The sequence below is a fragment of the Bacillus sp. FAU18 genome (genome assembly GCF_056033885.1).
Genome location: NZ_JBVYHZ010000003.1, coordinates 242,849 through 260,267, shown reverse-complemented (window position 1 = coordinate 260,267; position 17,419 = coordinate 242,849). Strand labels below are relative to the sequence as shown.

General features: G+C 42.9%; 21 protein-coding genes. 2 read left to right on the top strand and 19 right to left on the bottom strand.

Annotated elements, in window-relative coordinates; genetic code table 11:
- Positions 1-167 precede the first annotated feature (167 nt).
- Positions 168-371 carry a cold shock-like protein CspB gene (gene cspB / locus AC0OMU_RS01595; RefSeq protein WP_003224086.1) on the top strand — a complete coding sequence of 68 codons (204 nt, stop codon included), beginning with the start codon at positions 168-170 and terminating at the stop codon, positions 369-371.
- A gap of 91 nt (positions 372-462) precedes the next feature.
- Here the strand turns inward: cspB and AC0OMU_RS01590 are convergent, their stop codons facing one another.
- From AC0OMU_RS01590 to queG, 19 genes are all read right to left on the bottom strand, one after another.
- Positions 463-1,404, bottom strand: coding sequence for an ABC transporter permease (locus AC0OMU_RS01590; RefSeq protein WP_174616653.1), 942 nt, complete (start codon positions 1,402-1,404; stop codon positions 463-465).
- Positions 1,397-2,314, bottom strand: coding sequence for an ABC transporter ATP-binding protein (locus AC0OMU_RS01585; protein ID WP_174616678.1), 918 nt, complete (start codon positions 2,312-2,314; stop codon positions 1,397-1,399). Before AC0OMU_RS01585 ends, AC0OMU_RS01590 begins: the two co-directional genes overlap by 8 nt.
- A 16-nt stretch (positions 2,315-2,330) precedes the next feature.
- A complete protein-coding gene (locus AC0OMU_RS01580) occupies positions 2,331-3,029 on the bottom strand; it encodes an ABC transporter ATP-binding protein (RefSeq protein ID WP_174616654.1) in 699 nt (232 codons plus the stop codon).
- Between the two features lies 1 nt (position 3,030).
- Positions 3,031-3,396: a GntR family transcriptional regulator gene (locus AC0OMU_RS01575; protein WP_015252495.1), complete on the bottom strand. Its 366-nt coding sequence runs from the start codon at positions 3,394-3,396 to the stop codon at positions 3,031-3,033.
- A 2-nt stretch (positions 3,397-3,398) separates the two neighbouring features.
- Positions 3,399-4,160: a hypothetical protein gene (locus AC0OMU_RS01570; protein WP_003245465.1), complete on the bottom strand. Its 762-nt coding sequence runs from the start codon at positions 4,158-4,160 to the stop codon at positions 3,399-3,401.
- A gap of 4 nt (positions 4,161-4,164) precedes the next feature.
- The gene (locus AC0OMU_RS01565; RefSeq protein ID WP_015383180.1) at positions 4,165-4,320 is read right to left on the bottom strand and encodes a hypothetical protein; all 156 of its coding nucleotides are present in this window, start codon (positions 4,318-4,320) and stop codon (positions 4,165-4,167) included.
- Entirely contained in the window at positions 4,320-4,694 is a 375-nt protein-coding gene (locus tag AC0OMU_RS01560) for a hypothetical protein (protein ID WP_015383179.1), read from the bottom strand. The genes AC0OMU_RS01565 and AC0OMU_RS01560 overlap by 1 nt, the downstream gene beginning before the upstream one ends.
- A gap of 12 nt (positions 4,695-4,706) precedes the next feature.
- Positions 4,707-5,237 carry an NAD(P)H-dependent oxidoreductase gene (locus AC0OMU_RS01555; protein ID WP_003233428.1) on the bottom strand — a complete coding sequence of 177 codons (531 nt, stop codon included), beginning with the start codon at positions 5,235-5,237 and terminating at the stop codon, positions 4,707-4,709.
- A gap of 22 nt (positions 5,238-5,259) precedes the next feature.
- The gene (locus AC0OMU_RS01550; RefSeq protein WP_003233429.1) at positions 5,260-6,858 is read right to left on the bottom strand and encodes an MFS transporter; all 1,599 of its coding nucleotides are present in this window, start codon (positions 6,856-6,858) and stop codon (positions 5,260-5,262) included.
- A 40-nt stretch (positions 6,859-6,898) separates the two neighbouring features.
- Entirely contained in the window at positions 6,899-7,564 is a 666-nt protein-coding gene (locus AC0OMU_RS01545; RefSeq protein ID WP_014476241.1) for a biotin/lipoyl-containing protein, read from the bottom strand.
- Positions 7,565-7,599: 35 nt separating this feature from the next.
- Positions 7,600-8,064, bottom strand: coding sequence for a MarR family transcriptional regulator (locus AC0OMU_RS01540; protein ID WP_003233431.1), 465 nt, complete (start codon positions 8,062-8,064; stop codon positions 7,600-7,602).
- 159 nt (positions 8,065-8,223) lie between these two features.
- Positions 8,224-9,402, bottom strand: coding sequence for a sporulation protein YhbH (gene yhbH / locus AC0OMU_RS01535; protein WP_003233432.1), 1,179 nt, complete (start codon positions 9,400-9,402; stop codon positions 8,224-8,226).
- Positions 9,403-9,581: 179 nt separating this feature from the next.
- Positions 9,582-11,477 (bottom strand): serine/threonine protein kinase PrkA, encoded by a 1,896-nt coding sequence (gene prkA / locus AC0OMU_RS01530; protein WP_014476240.1) that lies wholly within the window; start codon positions 11,475-11,477, stop codon positions 9,582-9,584.
- A 349-nt stretch (positions 11,478-11,826) separates the two neighbouring features.
- A complete protein-coding gene (locus AC0OMU_RS01525) occupies positions 11,827-12,534 on the bottom strand; it encodes a polymer-forming cytoskeletal protein (RefSeq protein WP_015383177.1) in 708 nt (235 codons plus the stop codon).
- Between the two features lie 11 nt (positions 12,535-12,545).
- Positions 12,546-13,259: a bactofilin family protein gene (locus tag AC0OMU_RS01520; RefSeq protein WP_015383176.1), complete on the bottom strand. Its 714-nt coding sequence runs from the start codon at positions 13,257-13,259 to the stop codon at positions 12,546-12,548.
- Positions 13,250-13,891, bottom strand: a complete 642-nt coding sequence (locus tag AC0OMU_RS01515) for a YhbD family protein (protein WP_015482991.1) — start codon at positions 13,889-13,891, stop codon at positions 13,250-13,252. Before AC0OMU_RS01515 ends, AC0OMU_RS01520 begins: the two co-directional genes overlap by 10 nt.
- 124 nt (positions 13,892-14,015) lie before the next feature.
- Positions 14,016-14,498 (bottom strand): tRNA (uridine(34)/cytosine(34)/5-carboxymethylaminomethyluridine(34)-2'-O)-methyltransferase TrmL, encoded by a 483-nt coding sequence (gene trmL, locus AC0OMU_RS01510; protein ID WP_003233442.1) that lies wholly within the window; start codon positions 14,496-14,498, stop codon positions 14,016-14,018.
- Between the two features lie 37 nt (positions 14,499-14,535).
- A complete protein-coding gene (locus tag AC0OMU_RS01505) occupies positions 14,536-15,471 on the bottom strand; it encodes an amidase domain-containing protein (protein WP_080030648.1) in 936 nt (311 codons plus the stop codon).
- A gap of 66 nt (positions 15,472-15,537) precedes the next feature.
- On the bottom strand, positions 15,538-16,698 hold the full coding sequence (queG, locus tag AC0OMU_RS01500) for a tRNA epoxyqueuosine(34) reductase QueG (RefSeq protein ID WP_474240857.1): 1,161 nt from the start codon (positions 16,696-16,698) through the stop codon (positions 15,538-15,540).
- A gap of 82 nt (positions 16,699-16,780) precedes the next feature.
- Between queG and AC0OMU_RS01495 the strand changes: the two genes are divergently transcribed.
- Positions 16,781-17,404 carry a B3/B4 domain-containing protein gene (locus AC0OMU_RS01495; protein ID WP_047182328.1) on the top strand — a complete coding sequence of 208 codons (624 nt, stop codon included), beginning with the start codon at positions 16,781-16,783 and terminating at the stop codon, positions 17,402-17,404.
- Positions 17,405-17,419: the final 15 nt, after the last annotated feature.

Genomic DNA, 17,419 nt, shown 5'->3' with positions numbered 1-17,419 from the left:
TTTCAATAAGCAGTTGTTTTTTCTGAAGATTACTGGTAGAGTAAAGGTAATTATTTTTGTTCGAACTATCTTTAAGAAGAAAGTTTTGTAAGAGTTTTCGTCTTGAAAGTTTGTTAAGAGCAAGAATAGTGAATTTAAGCGTTATGATCGCTTTAGGAGGAAATTTCATGTTAGAAGGTAAAGTAAAATGGTTCAACTCTGAAAAAGGTTTCGGATTCATCGAAGTAGAAGGTCAAGACGATGTATTCGTTCATTTCTCTGCTATTCAAGGCGAAGGCTTCAAAACTTTAGAAGAAGGCCAAGCTGTTTCTTTTGAAATCGTTGAAGGAAACCGCGGACCACAAGCTGCTAACGTTACTAAAGAAGCGTAAGCATAAATTGATATGAAAAACTGCAGGTGCAAACCTGCAGTTTTTATTTTGACAAAAAAGCTGTTTTGCATAAGCAAAACAGCTTTCTTTATTAGTTTGCAATATCCCGCTTCATGAAGATTCCGAAAGCAAGCAACAGGAAGATGATAAAGTAGATCGCCAGCATGACGATAGAAAACGTCATAGTCATCCCTTTTATTAACGGTGTGCCATCCACATACTGAGTCAAGTCGACATTAGCAAACAATATATACTTTGCCCAGTCAAATTTCGCTGCAATAAATGCAGTTGCAGTCGTACCGGCAACCAACAAGAAGATGGAAAAACCAACCGCAAGAGAGCTGTTTCTGAATACCGCAGACAGCATAAATGCCATCGTCGCCACCATTAAAGCCGAGACGGATTCAGAAAGATACGTTGTGGCCAAATGCCCCATCATGTTTTGCTCAATGACATGGCCATCCTTATAGATTAAATGAATATTCGCGGCGGTTTCACCACCCGTCCCGAAGAAGATCAACCCTAATAAAGTAGAACCGATAAATAAAATCAACAGCAATAGGAGCCCAAACAGGAGAACCGTAATATATTTGGACAGCAAAATCTGAAAACGGCTGAGCGGCCGAATCATTAATAGCTTAATCGTTCCCCAATTAAATTCGTTCGCGACAATTCCGGCTGCGATGATAATGGTAAACAGTCCGGTAAGGATGGTAAAACCTGCTGAATCCGTTACAAAAGACCATGCCGTATAGCCTGTGTCACTAGGGATATTATGCTCTATGCGATAGTTGTTGAGTGTGATTGTTTCTTTATATCCATCTTTCAGTGAAGGATCTTCTTTGATTTCTTTCTTTAATTCGGCGTTTTGTGCTTGAAGTTCTTGTTTCCAATGAGAATTTGATTCACCAGCAGAAAAATGATTCGCCAAAAATGCAAATCCAACCATTGTCAGCCCCAGAATTCCGATCATCACCCATGTTCCGGCACGGCTGAAAATTTTGAGCCACTCATTATAAATCAAATTAAGCATGCTGAACCTCCTCTTTTGTTTCACCTGTCATTTCTAAGAAACGGTCCTCTAATGATTTTGTTATGACCTTGACCTCATAAATACGGATTTGCTGCATCACCAGCAATTCAATAACCGCAGGGACTTCCTCTTTAACCAGTTTGATTTCTACACCATTTGTCTTACTCACCAAATCGTACTGATTTAAAACAATAGCGGCTTCATTCGGCTGCTCAACCTGGAAGAAATATGTATCGTTCTCATCAATGTTTTCATCTTTTACATTTTGAATATCGATCAGCTTTCCTTTTTGCAGAATCGCAATTCGATCACACATCAGTTCCATCTCTGACAGCAGGTGGCTTGAAACGATGACAGCCATTCCTCTTTCTCGGGTCAGCTTCTTTAAATGATCCCTGATTTCTCTGATCCCCGCCGGATCAAGGCCGTTTGTCGGTTCATCCAAAATTAGCACTTTCGGATCGTGCAGAAGGCATTGTGCCAAGCCAAGACGCTGTCTCATCCCCAGAGAATATGTTTTCACCTTGTCGTGGATTCTGTCTGTTAAACCGACCAGTTCAACAACTTCATCAATTTTTTCCTTCGTGACACCCTTGACCATCCTTGCGTATTGCTGGAGGTTTTTATATCCGCTCAAAAATTTATACAGCTCGGGATTCTCAACGATCGCTCCAATATGCTTAATCGCCTTGGCATATTCTTTCGTAATTGATTGGCCGCAAATGAGGACATCACCTTTCGACAGCTTCATTAACCCCACCATCATCCGGATGGTTGTCGTTTTCCCCGCTCCGTTTGGTCCCAAAAAACCGAATACCTCGCCTTCACGAATCGTAAAACTGAGATCATCAATGATCGTTCGGCCTCTGATGTTTTTAGTCACGTTTTTCAATTCCAACACTGTTTTCATCATATTCCTCCTCTTTCTAGCAAACTTCTATTTTTGATTTAAACCATTGCAAAACAGACATGCCTTCCTGTTCACGAATATCTTCTACTTCACGCTGCGCAACTTTTTCTCCATTGGCGAGGATGATTACTTCGTCTAACAAAGTCTCAATTTCATCAATTTCATGTGTCGCAATCACGACAATCTGCTGCTCAAAATCAATGTACGACACAAGGCTGTTTACGATGGAATCCCTGACCATCGGATCAAGCCCGGAAAAAGGTTCATCAAGCAAGATGACGTCTGCCCGTCTCGCTAAAGCAAGAACGATTTTCAGCCGGCCCCGATTTCCTTTTGATAGCTTTTTGATCTTTTTTTCCGGATTCAGCTGCATCTCATTCAATAGCTTATAAGCCTGTTCTGTTTGAAAATCAGTAAACTGCGACTGATAAAAATTCACCATATCTTTAACAGTGAAATGCGGATAAAACATATCAAGCTCAGTAAGATAAGCCGTTTGACGCACCATTTCTCTCGTAACCTGCTCTTCATCAACTTTCACAAATCCTGAAGTCGGAAACAGAAGGCCAGCCATCATTTTCAGGGTCGTTGACTTGCCGCTGCCGTTCGGTCCGATCAGGCCATAAATCCGTCCGGATGATAGGGTGATTGACACATCATTGACGGCCGTATGGCGGCCGTATTTTTTTGATACATGTTCTAGCTTGATTTCCATTTTAGCCTCCCTCTGTGAATGTTTTAATCCCTTCTACCATTTCCTCTTTCGTTAGCCCCAGCTCTTTCATTTGCTTGACAAAGCCTTCCAGCACCTCTCGTGTCAGCTTGTCTTTCAGCTCGTCTACGATTTCTGCTTTTTCCGCAATAAACGTCCCTTGACCTCTTCTTGTCTCCACAATACCCAGCCTTTCCATCTCACTGTAAGTTCTTTGAATTGTATTGGGATTTACCTTCGTTTGAATCGCCATTTCTCTTACTGAAGGAAGCTTGTCTCCTGGGAGCAGCTCCTTCCTGACCAGCCTATAAAAGATCTGATCAGCGATCTGCAGATAAATCGGTTTCGAGGATTGGAATTGATTGTCCATATTTACACCTCTACTTTACGATCAAGCAGTTTTGAAGCCATAATGAGCAGCAAGAACGTGATGACTATAGCAATAGGAAACCCTAGCACAGACAGATGGATAGGTTTTAATTCCAATCTCCAAACATTGTGGAAGTGGAAATCAAAATTGCAATAGACTGTTACAGGCCAGAAATGCTTTTGAGATTCAACCAAAGGGCTTATGATGTATTCATCGAAGAATAACCACATTGCGACCAACAGAACCATCGCAGCCCACCGCATTCCGCGCCAATTTCTGAGAGAGTGAAAAACAGTCCAAAACACAATGACTGTTACTGACATATCTAACGAAGAAATAAGCCCATACATATTCAGCAAAGCCACTGTACTCGTTATATCAACTTGATGCTCCAGCAGATTTTTTACAGAGAGCATATGATACATCCATATGCCATAGGCTGTTAATGCCAACTGAATCACAAATTGATAGAGCAAAGATGCTGCCAATTTAGAAGAAAACAGCCATAAGCCGCCATTTGGATTGTACAGCCAAAGCTGTGATTTCCCTTCCTTGCGAAGGTGATAAAACACAAAAACAGGAGATAAGAAAAGCAGAAAAAAAGCAACTGCAACAAAAAAACCAAAAATGACTAGAGGTTCTTTCGTGCGTGAAGCTATAATATGGCCTGTTCCCAATAAGAAAATGATTCCGCATATCCATACTAGCAGCCACATTCTTGAAAGCTTGATATCTTTCTTTAATAAACCTAAAAAAGAATTCATGTCTTTACCTCCCGGAAAAAACCCTCGGTGTATGAGTAACATAGTACACTAGATCAAGATGGAATACAACATATTCCATGGATTTATTTGATAAAAACATAATTGATGGAAACAGCAAAAAAGGCAAACCCGCATGAGTAAACGGATTTGCCTTTTTCATTACTTTTTCTTATTTTTCATAGAGAGCAGCGCATCACGATAGCTGCGGTCCTGCATTTTGTCACTTTCCTCAGTGACCTCTTCTTCTGCATGAGCTTCATCAGAATGCTTAAACTTTTGCAGCGCCTGCCTGTAAATATCATCACCCATTGTGTCACGCTTCTCTTTTGGAGAATCGTTTTTGACAACGGATGGCGTATGCTCGGCAGCCCTTGCTTCAGCAGGGTAATGCGCTTCGTTTTTTTCCTCTTCTGGAGGTGCGATTCTATCGGTTGCTTCTTGCTTCTCAGGTCCAGGTGAGGCGTTGCGGACGTTAAATGTAATAAGGGCCGCAATGACAATGACAGCAGCAATTATTGCTATAATAATGGCCATTTCAACCTCTCCTTACTGTCCTGCTGTTAGGTTTCCTGTGACTTGGCTGACACGTCTTCCCAACGCGCGTCCAAGCTGAATACCTTCCTCAGACATTAACTCATCACTGTCTACCGGACAAGTGACACCTGCTCCGTAATAAGAGCCATAAAGTGCGTTTTCAGGCACGTTGCCAGGCAGTCCGACAACAATCATGCCTTGGTGGAACATCGGCGTGATTAAATTGTGCATTGTCATTTCCAAGCCGCCGTGTGTTGTTGCCGTTGTGCAGAAGACAGCACCGACTTTGTTGATCAGCTCGCCTTCAGCCCACAAGTAGCCAAGTCTGTCGATCCAAGTTTTAAGACCGGAGCTGATTGTTCCGAAATGCCCTGGGCATCCCCAAATAATCGCATCCATATCTTTAAGCTTGCGGATATCAGCCTGATCTACATGGTCGATGAACACTTCAGCCGCGTCGTTTTCTCTCGCGCCTTCAGCAATTGCTTCTGCAAGCACTTTAGTATGTTCGCCTTCACTATCATACACTACATAAATTTTCATTCAGGAAACCTCCCTGTACAGATTAAGATTCCTTAGCTTCTTTTGGAGCAGGAAGTAATGAAAGCTCCTCTTTTTTCTTCTTACGCAATTTATCTTTTCTGACGTCACGCAGGAAGATACTTAAAATCAGACCTGCTACACAGAATAAGGTTGCCCACATAAAGGCATCATTTATCCCCATGACATTGGAATCGAGTGACGCGTGTTTATAAATATGTGAGTACACATATGTTTTCGCCGTATCATAAGACACATTCATATTCACCATTAAATTCGAAACTGCATTTTGGAACGCATGGAGGAAGTTCGGGTCCGCCGTGCTTGTTTTATCTGCAATTTGTGAATAATGGAACGTCGTACGGTTTGTATAAATCGTCGTAATTAAGCTTGTACCAATTGATCCGCTGATTTGGCGAAGCGTGTTGCTCATCGCCGTACCGTGGCTGTTCAGACGGGCAGGAAGCTGGTTCATACCCGCTGTCATAACCGGCATCATTAAGAGTGACATACCGAATGCACGGATTGAGTAGATCAGCATGATGTGTGTATATGGTGTATCAATCGTTAATTGCGTATATTGATATGTTGTCACCACTGTAACGAGAAGCCCGATAATCGCAAGCGGTCTCGGACCGAATTTATCAAACAAAATACCTGAGATCGGTGACATGATCAGCATGACGATCGCACCTGGAAGCAGAAGCAGACCGGATTGAAGCGCCGTAAAGCCGACCAGGTTTTGCAGATAGATCGGTAAAAGGAACATACCAGTGTAAAGTGCCACTGTAATAATGATATTAATGACACTCGAGAGTGAGAAAATGTCATATTTAAACACTCTGAAATCAAGCATCGGATCATCATGGCGCAATTGCTGAACAACAAAAGCAACAATTGCAATGGCTCCGATAATAACTGTAGACAATACAATCGGGTCGGTCCAGCCGTCAGATCCGGCTTCACTGACTCCGTATAATAAGGAGGCGAATCCGACAATCGAGAGGATTGCGCCAAGAGTATCGAGTTTGATTTTTTGCGGCTCCACCATATTTTTAAAGATGAAGAAAGCCACAATGATAACAATTGCGCCGATCGGCACAAGTCCGTAAAACATAATGCGCCATGTATAATGCTCAATAATCCACCCGGAAAGAGTCGGGCCGACCGCTGGAGCAAACATCATCGCTAGCCCGAAAATCCCCATTCCTTTCCCCCTGCTTTCAGGCGGGAAAATTAACAGAATGGTTGTCATAACGAGCGGCTGCAAGATACCTCCGCCCACGGCCTGAATCAAACGGCCGATCAGCATTGTAGAGAAGTTAGGTGCGATACCGCAGACTAACGTACCGAGCGTAAAACAAAACATCGCGACGAGAAAGAGACTCCGCTGGCCAAATCGTGTAATCAGGAAAGCAGATAACGGAATCAATACACCGTTAACAAGCATGTAACCTGTTGTCAGCCACTGAATCGTCGTTGCACTTACGCCAAATTCAGTCATTAAGTGCGGCATTGCAACATTAAGCAGTGTTTGGTTTAGAATTGCCAAAAATAAACCCGCCATTAGCACAATCAGCAATGACATAGGGTTTTTTGCATTTTTTTCTTTGCCTGTAGCCATCTAAGACAACCTCCTTTCATGGTTTGATGACTGATCTGTTTTACTCAGAAATTTTAACAGATGCATTCATTCCAGGAAGCACCTTATCAGATGGGTTTTTGATTGAAATTTTCACAGGAATTTTTTGTGTTACTTTTGTGTAGTTTCCGCTTGAATTTGTAGAAGGAAGCATATCAAAAGTTGAGTTAGTCGCATAACCAATTTCTTCTACAGTACCGTCAAATGTAGTATCAGGGTCTCCGTCAACTACTACGTCTACACTATTTCCTACTTCAATATCCGCAATATCTGTTTCTTTAATATTTGCTGTGATGTATAGGTTGTCCATGTCAATCGTTTGTGCAATTGTTGTACCAGCTTGTACGGTTTGTCCGTTTTTCACTTCGTTTTTCACAATTGTTCCATCCATAATGGATTTTACGTCAACAGTTTGTTCACCTTTGATTTTTGCAACTGTGTCGCCTTTTTTCACTGTTTTTCCTTCGTCCAGATCCCAGTCAGATACTTTACCTGCTGCTGGAGCAGTAATAGCAGCCATATCGCCCGCTACTTTTGCTTCATCTGTTTTTACATAGTTTGTGCTTTGATAATAGTAGTAAGCACCTCCAGCTATAATTGCAAGAACAACAATCAAACCGATAATGTTGGTCAGAATTAAACGTCCTCTGTTCATTTTGTTTTCTCCTTTCGTTTCATCCTCTATCATTTTGCGGAAAGCTGGTGAAAATATGTGAGAAGTTTTTAATTACCGCTTTTTTCTGAACAGCCTTCAGCAAGCTTCGTTAAGCTTCCGGCTAGTTTGCGCAAATACTGCAGCTGGGAGGTATCAAGCTTTTGGTACAAGCCAGCACCCATTTTTGCATATTGCACAGCGGCTTTTTCTATCAGTTCTTCCCCCTCTTCGGTTAACTGAATCATGACGATACGGCGGTCATCCGGACTGTCATATCGATTCATCAATTGGCGCTTATACAGAATATCTGTCATCCGCGTCACAGAAGCAGGCTTAAGATCAAGCGACATTGCCAGCTTGCTTAGCGGGGTGCTTCCGCTTTGATGAATTTTAAACATCAGCAAATATTGAAGGACTGTAATATCAAAAGGCTCAAGCACAATCTCCAATATCTTCTTCTGTTTTTTATATATCGCCCGAGACGTATCGAAGAGCTGTTCAAAAGTGAGCAAAGCACGTTCTGATTCAGTCAACTCCTTTTCACCTCATTCCTCAATAATAGTTCACAAGATAAAATATTAATAAATGAAAGAAGATTTGTCAAAGGAAAAATTTCTTTTTCTCCCGTATTTTTTTCGCAAACGTTTTCTTGCTTTTATTAAATAAAAAAAAGCCCTGAAATGGGCTTTTCATTACGAAAATTGATGGCTTACACCAGACTCTTCATTTCTGAAAAAATTCTTAAGAGCCTGAAAAACATCAGATTTCTGTTTTAAAATATAGTACTTAAATTTCTCATCTTTTACATTTTTATATGCAGACATTAACGTTGAATGCCTGTTGTACTGATTGACCTCGCCGTAGCAAAACAGATTGGCCTTCTTCATAATATCATTGACCAGCTTCACACAGCGCGCGTTATCAGATGTCAGGTTGTCACCGTCAGAAAAATGAAACGGGTAAATGTTATAGCGGGCGGGATTGTACTTTTCATCAATAAGCTCAAGCGACTTCCGATATACGGAAGAACAAATGGTTCCGCCGCTTTCTCCCTTTGAGAAAAAATCCTCCTCCGAGACCACTCTTGCTTCTGTATGATGGGCAATAAATTCAATTTCCACAGTCTCGTATTTTGTCCGCAAAAAACGGGTCATCCAGAAAAAGAAGCTTCTGGCCATGTATTTTTCCCAAACCCCCATACTGCCGCTTGTATCCATCATGGCTAAAACGACCGCTTTTGATTCGGGCTTTGTGATGTCATTCCACGTCTTATATTTCAGGTCCTCCGGATAAATTGGGTAGAACGACGGTTTTCCTGACATTGCGTTTCGTTTAAAGGCTGACATCATCGTTCTTTTCTTATCAATATTACCGGTTAACCCTGTTTTACGGATATCATTAAACTCGATATCTGTATGAATGATATTGTCCCGCTCTTTTTGCTGGAGATTCGGAAGCTCTAATTCTTTAAAAAGCGCTTCTTCTAAATCCATTAATGAAACTTCCGCTTCATAATAATCCTCGCCTGCCTGATCACCGGCACCCTGCCCTTTTCCAGGCCCTTGTTTTTTGTCTGAACCATCCCGGGCCACAACATCTCCAACCTGGCTCTCGCCGTCTCCTTGCCCTACATGTTTATTTTTATCATAGTTATAACGGATTTTATACTCATCAAGTGAACGGATTGGGATCTTCACTACATCTTTTCCATTAGACATAATAATGCTTTCCTCAGTTACGAGGTCCGGAAGATTGTTTTTGATCGCTTCCTGCACTTTTTTCTGGTGGCGCTGCTGGTCATCGAAGCCTTTGCGATGGAGGGACCAGTTTTCCTCAGAAATCAAAAAATGGCCGCTGTCATTTTGGGACATGAATTCCCCTCCTTAACCATTTGTGGTCGTGATACATACGTATTCCGGCTTGTGCCAGATTATGAAACAAGTCTTTCGAAAAGATTTATATTCATCATATGCATAAAAGCACATTTAATTGACAAACTATTTAGAAAATGGGACAAAATAACCCGCCCTATTCGGACGGGTCACGTTGCTTATCGGTTCAGCAGGCTGCCGACATATTTCAGCAGCTCATTGGCGCTCGTCGAGTTGTAGCCGTGCTCATCAATTAAACGGGCCACGACTTCGTTTACCTTTTTCAGCTGCTGCTCATCCGGCGTTTTTGTTGAAGTCGTAATTTTAACGACATCCTTCAGATCAGCAAACAGCTTTTTCTGGATAGCTTCACGCAGTCTTTCATGGGAATTGTAATCAAACCGCTTGCCTTTTCTCGCATAGGCCGAGATGCGGATTAAAATTTCTTCGCGGAACGCTTTTTTGGCGTTTTCCGAAATGCCGATCTGCTCTTCGATGGATCTCATCAGCTTTTCGTCAGGGTTCATTTCCTCTCCAGTCAAAGGATCACGAAGCTTGTTTTTATTGCAATAGGCCTCTACGTTATCGAGGTAATTGTCCATAAGTGTTTTTGCTGATTCTTCATACGAATACACAAACGCTTTTTGAACTTCCTTTTTCGCAATGTCGTCATATTCCTTGCGGGCGGCAGAAATAAAATTCAAATACCGCTCCCTGTCCTCGCTTGAAATTGATGGGTGCTGATCAAGACCTTCTTTTAAGGAGCGAAGGACATCGAGAGAATTAATCGATTCCATATTTTTTCTGATAATCGTTGAAGAAATCCGGTTGATCACGTACCGCGGATCAATGCCGCTCATGCCTTCATCATTATATTCTTTTTTCATATCCTCAACGTCGACAGAATTATATCCTTCCACACTTTCTCCATCATACAGTCTCATTTTCTTGACCAGATCAATATCCGACCGCTTCGGCTCTTTTAACCGGGTAAGGATTGAGAACATCGCGGCGACCTTCAACGTATGCGGGGCAATATGAACATCCGCCACATCGCTCTCAGCGATCATTTTTTCATAAATTCTCTCTTCCTCAGACACTTTTAAATTATAAGGAACCGGCATCACGATGATTCTTGAGTGCAGGGCTTCATTCTTCTTATTAGCAATAAATGAGCGATACTCCGTTTCATTCGTGTGAGCCACGATCAGCTCATCAGCAGAAATTAACGCAAACCGCCCAGCTTTAAAATTCCCTTCCTGTGTCAAGGAAAGCAAATGCCAGAGAAATTTCTCATCACATTTCAGCATCTCCTGAAACTCCATCATCCCGCGGTTCGCTTTATTCAGCTCTCCGTCAAACCGGTAAGCGCGCGGATCCGATTCTGAACCGTACTCGGCGATTGTTGAGAAATCAATACTCCCCGTCAAATCGGCAATATCCTGAGACTTCGGATCAGAGGGACTGAATGTTCCAATTCCCGTACGCTTATCTTCTGAAAAGAAGATGCGCTCCACCTTCACATCCTCAATTCTTCCTCCGTACTCTTCCTCCAGCCTCATGACATTTAAAGGAGAAAGACTTCCTTCTATTCTAATGCCGTATTCCCTGTAAAAGTCATCGCGTAAATGATGGGGGATTAAATGTAGAGGGTCCTCGTGCATCGGGCAGCCTTTAATCGCATATACAGCGCCATTATCTGTCAGCGTGTACGCTTCGAGACCTTTTTTGAGCATCGTGACCAGCGTGGATTTACCGCCGCTCACAGGCCCCATCAGCAATAGAATCCGCTTTCTGACATCTAGACGTTTGGCAGCCGGATGAAAATACTCTTCCACAAGACGCTCCAGAGATTCTTCAAGCCCGAACAGCTCGCGGTCAAAAAAACTGTACTTCTTGCGTCCGTCAATCTCCTCTATCCCGCTGTCTTTTATCATATTAAAAACTCGAGAATGAGCAGATTGCGCGACCATCGGATTTTCTTTAATAATCTCCAAATAATCGGCGAAAGTTCCTTCCCATTTCAGCCGCTGCTCTTCCTCTCTGTACTGTTCAATTTTCTTTAATATATCCATAAGGACCTCCTCTATCATGTTTGATACACTATGCAAATAAGGTACTTTGTTACAATCTATGCCGCCATCTCGTGATACATGCTTTGGTTTCTTAAAAATAAAGATACTTATACATCGTTGACAAGGCAGACTTCGACCGTTCATAATAAAGAAAAATACAGAATCATCCAGACTCGGACAGCACGGAAAAATTGAAGAGGGGGAGAGACGGTGAAAACAATCATCATGATGGGTGTCATTGTCACTTTTTTAGTATCAATTTTTACCGCAGGATACGAAAGCAAGCCTGGAAAAGAATAAAAAAGGGTGCTCCTGAAAGAGCACCCTTTTTATATAACAGAACAATGTTTTATAGTTTTGTTTTTTCTTTAATCTGTGAATGCGGATTGCATTCATATTTGTTTTCGTACTCAATTGTTCCGATGCTGCATCCTGGCCCGATGATCACTTCTTTTCCCCTGACGACTGCCGCTTCGGTATTCTCCAAATAAACCCGATCGCCTTCTATGACATCGGCGATCAGCTTCCCTTTCTTCCGGTTAAAAAAACTCGCGCGTCTTTTCACTGTAATTGTTGTTCCGCCGATTTCCTGCACATGGCTTATATCATGGCTCAATCCCAGCTTGATCTCACCCGAATTTAATAACCCCGATACATCAACACAGCCTGTGACATGGAACATTTCTGTTTCACAATCACCTTTTACGCTAAGCTTCCCTTTCACATCGCAGGATTCTCCAGTCATATTCCCGCCAATTTCAGTCTGGCCTTTCAGATTGAATCGATCAAATTGAAGTGAGCCGCTGACTTTCATTGTCCCATATATATTGATTTTGCCGGCTGTCAGATCGCCTTTACATTCACTTTCTCCGAGCACACGCAGCCGCTCAGTCTCTGCTTTTCCGAGAAAAAGGCCCGTTCCGTATATGCGGCAGCCTACAGCAGACAGCCCTTCTCCAACTACACCTTCTCCTTTGATGCTGACATTGTGATACGCGCCTCCTGCGGCATGCCCAGCGCCATATAATTTTAAATTTCCCAGTTTTGTTGTCTCCATTACGATCCTCCTTACAACTTTGTAGATGTTTCAACCGATGCGCTTGGGTCACAGGTATAGTCCCCGCTGTATTCGACAGTTTCAATCTGGCAATCCGGGCCGATGACCACTTTATTTCCGCGCACGGTTTTCGCCTTTGTATTTGTCAATTCAATCACGTCACCTTCGATCAGCTCTGCTGTTAGAACAGGCTGCGGCATCAATCTGAGCAATGTCAGCATTCCTTTTCTGCAGGTCACTTGAAGATGGCGGCAGCCGATCTCCCGCGCATAGCTTTCCCCTGCAGAAAGCTTAATGATCACCTGGTCTGCATTTAAAAGCCCGCTGATTTTGCATTTCCCTTCTGATTGAAAGGTTTCTGTTTCACAATCTGCTTCCATGACAGCTTTTCCGCTAATGTCAATGGCATCAGCCTTGACAGTGCCGCCAAATGTTGATGATCCAGCGATTTTCAATTGTTTTGCAGATACCTCTCCTTGAATAAAACCAGTGCCATTCATCCGGATAGATTCTGCTTCAACGTCTCCATGTATCTTTCCTGAACCGCTGATGGTTACCGCTTTCGCTTTGACGCTGCCGTCCGCTTTTCCGTTTCCATTAAAAGAAAAAGTGTCACACTCCACGTCCCCGGCCACTGTCCCGCTGCCATTAATCTCAACAGATTGAAATGTTCCTCCCTTTGAACTTCCTGATCCGTTTATCACCAGCTTTTCCACTACATCCATTGATGGCCCTCCTGCATAAATGTTGTTTTTAATTCCTCTGAAGCTTTTAATAAATCTATCCGTTCCACAACCTTTACGGATGATTCAAACAAAATGCTGTCCGCCGCAGCCGCTATAAAACAAGTTGTGACACCGAGCTTGCGGAGCACAATCAGCTCCGTCTGTTTTTCAATCTCTTCAGTATCATGCTTCTTTAATACCTCTGCAGCCATTTTTGCTTCTGCAAGGCTGACATTTCCAGACTGCAGCAGTCCCTCAAGCACATACAGCGAAAGCAAATCGCTGGATGAAAAAACCCGACTTTCTCCGTCTTCTGAATAGGCTTCAAGAGCAGGCCTTGAAACCAAACCCTTATGAAGCAATTCATCAGCGGTCATGCTGACATCCTTCATTTTCGGCGACAGCATTTCCCTCATTTCATCCAAAGACAAATTTTCTTTCATCTTTTGAATCATTGATATACGTTTTAAAATCTCCTCTCTCGGAAAAAACGTCTCTTGCCCTGTAAATGTGGATTTACGAATAAACCATTCCTCAGGTATTAAGTTTTTCCGCTTCCATCGATACAGCTGACCGTATGAAATCGATGTTCTTTCAAGTAATTCTTTTTTAGAGATTAATTGTTCTTCCATAAGTCCAGCTCCTTTGATGGGTACATTGTAACATAACACTGTTACGTTGTTAAGCCCAAAAACGAAACAAAGCATTTCAACATCTGCAAAAAACCCGCCCATCATCGATGAGCGGGTTTTTTCACTATTTTAAATCACGGTAATTTTGCTGGCGCAGCGCTTCATAAACAAGAATCGCGGCTGTATTGGACAGATTTAACGATCTGACGTGCTCTGTCATCGGAAGACGCAGGCAGCGGTCCATATTATTTTGAATTAAATCCTTTGGCAAACCGCTTGTTTCTCTTCCGAACACGAAGAAATAATCCTCGTCAAGATCAGTGTAATCAAATGATGTATGAGGCTGCTGGCCAAATTTTGTAATAAAGAAAAACTGGCCTTTTTCATATGCCTCAAACAATTCTTCTAACGAATCATGATACACAACGTTAACAAACTCCCAATAATCGAGTCCGGCACGCTTCAGCATTTTATCATCCGTTGAAAAGCCGAGCGGACGAATCAGGTGTAGCGTTGTATTGGTTGCTGCACAAGTACGTGCAATATTCCCTGTGTTAGCGGGAATTTCTGGTTGATATAAAACGACATGTAATGCCACAATGTTCACCTCTGTTTTTCTTATCCGCCCATCATTATAACATTAATTACTCTTTTGTCGTATCATCAACGATATGAAAAAAGGCATATCGTATTGAGGGTGTGTATGCCGTAGAATCCTCATATGACCAATACCTCATCCGGCTGTCATAGGTCTGGGCGTTGACAAGCGGCATATTGCCTTTGTCCTTTGCCACGACAATCGTTGTATGATTAAACCGGCCGTCTCCTTCGAAGTCATAGCAAATCACATCGCCCGGCATCAGTTCTTCCGCTGATTTCACCCGCACCGCACGCAGTCCGGCCTTTGAATTCGACAAATACATTTTCATAGAGTGAGCCACCGTCCAGCTGTAGCTCCATGAGCTTTGTTTCATCCACCAGCCTGATCCCCTGTTCGGATGACCGCGCATCGGCGCGCCTCCTGCATGAAGACACTGAGAAATAAAATTGGTACAGTTATCGCTGAAATTTTTATAAGCAGGATTGCGCTTGTTCCAAAATTTCTCGGCATATTGGACAGCGCCGAGACGATCGTATTGAAAAGCCCTGCCAAACGCTTCTCTTTCCTCTTCAGCTTCAGAATAGTCAATAATACTGGTCCCTTCATGAAATCCAGCCTGCTTTTTCGCAATTTCCTGATCACTAATCAAAATGTGATCATACAGGAAAGCCATTCGCTCCTCTATGTGCTCTTCTATATACAAGCTGTCATCTTGTTCCTTACACACGTATTCGTAATGGATGGTATACGAAAGGCAGGTCGTTCCGTCATCCTCAACCCGCACATGATTAATCACGGCCTTTGCTTTCGCTTTTATGATGTCAACTTTACGTTTTTCCAGAAGCTTTTTCTTACGCTCCATGACTTTAAGGTCTCCGACTTGAGACTCCTGTCTCATAGCATGCCCGTTAACCAGAAAGCCCAGCCGCTCCTCCGCTAATTGTTCTAAAATGTGCTTCAAGCTCACCCCACCCGCCATACTTTTTTATAGAGAAAAAACACTTGGATGATCTCAAGTGTTTTTTCCTTCTGCTCTATACGTATGTCAGGACAGGCCTTGTTTAGTCATGCCTGAAGCTTTTAGCAACTCAATTCCTTTTTCAATTTCCAGCTTTGCCTCTTCATCCTTCTCTTTTTCCAGCGCTTTTTCAAGCTCTTCCGCGTATGCGGGGTCTCCGATTTTCCCGATTGCCCATGCGGCTGTCCCCCTGATGACAGGACGCGGATCCTTGTGCATCAATTCCGCCAATTCAGGCAGTGCGGAAGCATCCTTAAAATGCGCAAGCGCGAGAATGGCGTTTCGCTGAATCGGTTTTTTCCCGCGCCAAGAACCTGAGACATGCCCGAATTTCTCCTTAAATTCCCGATTGCTGATGGTCAAAAGCGGCTTCAATAACGGTTTGGCAATCTCAGGATCAGGCTCCATTTCCGGATGAAGATGAAAATCCTTCCCTTTATTGAGAGGGCATACCGTTTGGCACGTATCGCACCCGTACAGGCGGTTTCCGATTTTTGTCCGGAATTCATCAGGCAAAAATCCTTTTGTCTGGGTCAGAAAAGAGATGCAGCGCTGCGCATTAAGCTGTCCGGGATTAACCAGTGCTCCCGTCGGACAGGCGTCCAAGCATTTCGTGCAGGACCCGCACATATCTTCAATCGGCACATCAGGCTCAAAAGGGATATTTGTGATCATTTCCGCCAAATACACATAAGAGCCATACTCGGGCGTTGTGATCATACAGTTTTTCGCACTGAATCCGATTCCGGCACGTTCCGCAACGGCGCGATCAGACAATTCACCTGTATCAACCATTGACTTCGTTCTGATATCCTCATGCTTGCTTTTTAGAAAATCCTCCAGCAGATCAAGCTTTTCCCTCAGCACATCATGATAGTCTTTCCCCCAGGAGGCTCTGCAAAAAATGCCCCTGCGCTCAGTTATCGTGCTTCTCGGCGCATCCTTCATTCTGGAAGGATATGCGAGAGCAATTGCCACTATTGATTTCGCTTTCGGCAAAAGAAGCTTTGGCGTCACCCTTTTTTCGATATCCGGCTCTTCAAAGCCGGAGAGATAGCCGAGCGATTCTTGAAGAATCAAACGGTCTTTTAAACTGTCAAAAGTATCAGCAGTCGTAAAACCAATCTTGTCCACGCCAATGCTTTTCGCGTATTCAATTAATTCTTCTTTGAGCTGATAAACGTTCATGTTTTGCACAGCCTCCTTTCTTTGTGATAAAACGATACAGCGTTTATAATAGGTTGATATCACGTAACTGGAGTGAATGCTAGTGAATATCAAACTTGATTCTGTTATTACTGAACGTGCGGCCGGCTTACATGCAGCTGCTGTCATTTATGAGAATATCGAAGTCGGCTCCTCACCGCAAATGCTGAAAGGCAGACTCCGCCTGTTTCAAGAATCCTTGTTTTTCGACTATGCGGACTGCGGTATATCCGATGAATCCTTCGTCAAGGAATGGCAGGAACTCTTTAAACAGCTTAACCCTTCATTTGAGGGAGAAACAACCCCAATGGAGGACATGCTGGTCCCAATATCCAAGGAACAATTCATGGAAAGTAAAGACTCGGCCCATGACACAATCAATTTTTTCGCATTAAAATATTCTCTGCCCATTATGATTTATGATGCCGGCAAGCTTCACGAGCAAGTCCGGATCTCATTGGGAGAAAAAGAAAACATATTGATTTTCTCTGATGAAAACGGCGTATTTGGCGATTTCAAAAACAACGTCAACCACTATCCCGTTTCAAACGAGACTAAGAATATGCTGCAAATCATTTTTTTCCCGCCATCCATTGAGAAAAGCAGCGCTGTTAACCTCTTATCATCATTAACGAAAATGTTTGAACAAATTCACGGCGGCACCCATACAGTACATTGGCTTACGTAAAAGAACACGAATACC

Excerpts from the sequence above, each read along its gene's own strand:
- AC0OMU_RS01570 (WP_003245465.1), bottom strand. The coding sequence starts at position 4,160 with ATGAATTCTTTTTTAGGTTTATTAAAGAAAGATATCAAGCTTTCAAGA.
- AC0OMU_RS01560 (WP_015383179.1), bottom strand. The coding sequence starts at position 4,694 with ATGGCCATTATTATAGCAATAATTGCTGCTGTCATTGTCATTGCGGCC.
- AC0OMU_RS01550 (WP_003233429.1), bottom strand. The coding sequence starts at position 6,858 with ATGGCTACAGGCAAAGAAAAAAATGCAAAAAACCCTATGTCATTGCTG.
- AC0OMU_RS01585 (WP_174616678.1), bottom strand. The coding sequence starts at position 2,314 with ATGAAAACAGTGTTGGAATTGAAAAACGTGACTAAAAACATCAGAGGC.
- queG (WP_474240857.1), bottom strand. The coding sequence starts at position 16,698 with ATGAACGTTTATCAGCTCAAAGAAGAATTAATTGAATACGCGAAAAGC.
- AC0OMU_RS01555 (WP_003233428.1), bottom strand. The coding sequence starts at position 5,237 with ATGAAAATTTATGTAGTGTATGATAGTGAAGGCGAACATACTAAAGTG.
- AC0OMU_RS01505 (WP_080030648.1), bottom strand. The coding sequence starts at position 15,471 with ATGGCGGGTGGGGTGAGCTTGAAGCACATTTTAGAACAATTAGCGGAG.
- AC0OMU_RS01575 (WP_015252495.1), bottom strand. The coding sequence starts at position 3,396 with ATGGACAATCAATTCCAATCCTCGAAACCGATTTATCTGCAGATCGCT.
- AC0OMU_RS01590 (WP_174616653.1), bottom strand. The coding sequence starts at position 1,404 with ATGCTTAATTTGATTTATAATGAGTGGCTCAAAATTTTCAGCCGTGCC.
- AC0OMU_RS01580 (WP_174616654.1), bottom strand. The coding sequence starts at position 3,029 with ATGGAAATCAAGCTAGAACATGTATCAAAAAAATACGGCCGCCATACG.
- yhbH (WP_003233432.1), bottom strand. The coding sequence starts at position 9,402 with ATGTCCCAAAATGACAGCGGCCATTTTTTGATTTCTGAGGAAAACTGG.
- cspB (WP_003224086.1), top strand. The coding sequence starts at position 168 with ATGTTAGAAGGTAAAGTAAAATGGTTCAACTCTGAAAAAGGTTTCGGA.
- AC0OMU_RS01520 (WP_015383176.1), bottom strand. The coding sequence starts at position 13,259 with ATGGATGTAGTGGAAAAGCTGGTGATAAACGGATCAGGAAGTTCAAAG.
- AC0OMU_RS01545 (WP_014476241.1), bottom strand. The coding sequence starts at position 7,564 with ATGATAGAGGATGAAACGAAAGGAGAAAACAAAATGAACAGAGGACGT.
- prkA (WP_014476240.1), bottom strand. The coding sequence starts at position 11,477 with ATGGATATATTAAAGAAAATTGAACAGTACAGAGAGGAAGAGCAGCGG.
- AC0OMU_RS01565 (WP_015383180.1), bottom strand. The coding sequence starts at position 4,320 with ATGAAAAAGGCAAATCCGTTTACTCATGCGGGTTTGCCTTTTTTGCTG.
- AC0OMU_RS01515 (WP_015482991.1), bottom strand. The coding sequence starts at position 13,891 with ATGGAAGAACAATTAATCTCTAAAAAAGAATTACTTGAAAGAACATCG.
- AC0OMU_RS01525 (WP_015383177.1), bottom strand. The coding sequence starts at position 12,534 with ATGGAGACAACAAAACTGGGAAATTTAAAATTATATGGCGCTGGGCAT.